Here is a 2,596-nt window from a genome sequence, read left to right on the forward strand (position 1 = left end):
GCGATCGGCATTGCTTCGTAGCTCCTCCGATCGCGGCCATGGGCCGCTCCTACAGGGTGCAAATATCCAAGCCCCGGATTATTACACCCGGAAAAAATGCTCCCGGTAGTGTTTCAGTTCCTCGATGGAATCGCGGATATCATCCAGCGCCAGGTGCCGGCTCTCCTTCTTTACCCCCTCCAGCACATCCGGGCGCCAGCGCCGCGCCAGCTCCTTGACCGTGCTCACGTCCAGGTTGCGGTAGTGGAAGTAGTTCTCCAGCTGCGGCATATACTTCACCAGGAAGCGGCGGTCCTGGCCGATGGAGTTGCCGCACATGGGCGAGGCACCCTCCGGCACCCAGTGGCGCAGAAACTCCAGGGTCTCCCGCTCCGCCTCCCGCTCGGAGATGTGCGATTCCTTCACCCGCGCCACCAGCCCGGAGCCACCGTGCTGCTCAGTGTTCCAGTCGTCCATCGCCGCGAGCAGCGCGTCGCTCTGGTGGACCACCATCGCCGGCCCCTCGGCGAGGACGTTCAGGCGCGAGTCGGTGACAATGGTGGCAATCTCGATGATGCGCTCTTTTTCCGGATCGAGACCGGTCATTTCCAGGTCGATCCAGATCAAATTGTTCTGATCCACGGGGCTCTCCTTTAGCTGATCAGAGGAAGTTACCGTATCGCTGTATAATCCGCCAACCATGAGTAAACGCAAATTGAACCGGCGCCAGCAGTGGCGTATCGCCAAGATCCAGCAGGAGCGGGAGGCGCGCGCGCGCAAGCGCGCGGAGGGCGCCGGGCAGGTCGCGGAGGAAGGCGACCTGGGGCCGGAGCAGACCGGGCTGGTAATCGCCAACTACGGCACCCAGGTGCTGGTGGAAAGCGATGCCGACCCAGAGCTGCGCCAACGCTGCCACCTGCGCGCCAATATCGAGACCCTGGTCACCGGCGACCGCGTGGCCTGGCGCCCGGCAACCGGCGGGGCCAGCGGCGGCTGCGGCGTGGTGGGCGCGCGCCTGGCACGGCACTCGGAGCTGCAGCGGCCGGACCGCTACGGCGAACTCAAGACCGTGGCCGCCAATATCGACCGCATACTGATCGTGATCGCCCCCTACCCCGAACCCTACGCCAACGCCATCGACCGCTACCTGGTGGCCGCCGAGGCCACCGGCATACCGCCGATGCTGCTGCTCAACAAGATCGACCTGATCGACAGAGACAACGAGGCAGCGCTGACCGACCTGCTGCAGCCCTATCCCGGCCTGGGCTACCCGGTGCTGCGCCTGTCCACCCGCACCGGCGAGGGATTGCCGCAACTGCTGGAAACCCTGGCCCGGGGCACCAGCGTATTCGTGGGCCAGTCCGGGGTTGGCAAGTCCTCACTGATCAACGCGCTGCTGCCCTCCGCCGGCGCGCGCACCGGCGAACTCTCCCCGGCGACCCAGAAAGGCACCCATACCACCACCGCCGCGGAACTCTTCCACCTGCCCAGCGGCGGCGATCTGATAGACTCCCCCGGCATCCGCGAGTTCGGCCTCTGGCATATGAGCGAAGCGCAACTGCTGGAGGGCTTTGTGGAATTCCGCCCGTTTATCGGACACTGCCGCTTTCGCGACTGCCGCCACCAGGGTGAACCCGGCTGCGCCATCAGCGCGGCACTGCTGCGCGGGGAGATCAGCGAGCGGCGAATGGACAGTTTTCTGCATTTGCGCAATAGCCTGGAATTGGAGAAATAATTTTGAATGAGTTGCCCCTGATTATTGAGCCAGAGGAACTGGCCACGCAGCTGGAGCGCGAGGATTTATTGTTGGTGGACCTGAGCTCCGCACAGAACTACGCCGCGGGGCATATTCCCGGCGCCCTGCACCTGCCGTTTCAGGCTCTGATGGCGGGCACACCGCCGGCGCCGGGCAAGCTGCCGGACAAAGAGCGGCTGACGGAGGTATTCCGCGCCCTGGGCCTGCATCCGAAACACCATGTGGTCGCCTGCGACGACGAGGGCGGCGGCTGGGCCGGGCGCTTTCTGTGGACCCTGGAAGTGATCGGCCACGGGAACTACAGCTATCTCAATGGCGGTATGCACGCCTGGCGCGGCGCCGGACTGCCGCTGTCAGATGAACCGGTGCAGCCCGAGCCAAGCGAAATCGACATCGATGTCGACACCACGCCGCTGATGGAGGCGGAGGAAATAAAGCGGCACCTGAACGAAGAAGACTTCCTCGTGTGGGACGCGCGCTCGCCGGAGGAATACCGCGGCGAGCGGGCGCAGGCGCTGAAGAGCGGCCATATTCCCGGCGCGATCAACTGCGAGTGGACCCGGCTGATGGACCCGCAGCGGGACCTGCGCATCCGCACCGATGCGCGCGAATTTCTCGCCGGACTCGGCATCGACGGCAGCCACAAAATCGTCACCCACTGCCAGAGCCATCACCGCTCCGGTTTCACCTGGCTGGTGGGCAAATCCCTCGGTTTCGATATCCGCGCCTATCCCGGCTCCTGGAGTGAGTGGGGAAATCTGCCGGATACGCCGGTGGAACAGTGAAGGGCTCGGGAAGCGAGCCACCCCGTAGGAGCGGGCCATGCCCGCGATCAGGCTCTGTTCGCGGGCATGGCCCGCT

Annotated in this window: 3 protein-coding genes; 2 read left to right on the forward strand and 1 reads right to left on the reverse strand. The window is 65.0% G+C overall.

From position 1 onward, the window contains the following. Positions 1 to 81 precede the first annotated feature (81 nt). Positions 82 to 621: an oligoribonuclease gene (gene orn, locus ACRC0P_RS13685; RefSeq protein WP_308364202.1), complete on the reverse strand. Its 540-nt coding sequence runs from the start codon at positions 619 to 621 to the stop codon at positions 82 to 84. A 58-nt stretch (positions 622 to 679) separates the two neighbouring features. Here orn and rsgA point away from each other — a divergent pair, with 58 nt between their 5' ends. Beyond that, the gene (gene rsgA, locus ACRC0P_RS13690) at positions 680 to 1,714 is read left to right on the forward strand and encodes a small ribosomal subunit biogenesis GTPase RsgA (RefSeq protein ID WP_438631845.1); all 1,035 of its coding nucleotides are present in this window, start codon (positions 680 to 682) and stop codon (positions 1,712 to 1,714) included. Positions 1,715 to 1,716: 2 nt separating this feature from the next. Then, complete coding sequence (locus ACRC0P_RS13695) at positions 1,717 to 2,520, forward strand: sulfurtransferase (RefSeq protein WP_438631847.1); 804 nt, start codon at positions 1,717 to 1,719, stop codon at positions 2,518 to 2,520. Positions 2,521 to 2,596 lie beyond the last annotated feature (76 nt).

Source organism: Microbulbifer sp., from assembly GCF_051659245.1.
Classification (GTDB): domain Bacteria; phylum Pseudomonadota; class Gammaproteobacteria; order Pseudomonadales; family Cellvibrionaceae; genus Microbulbifer.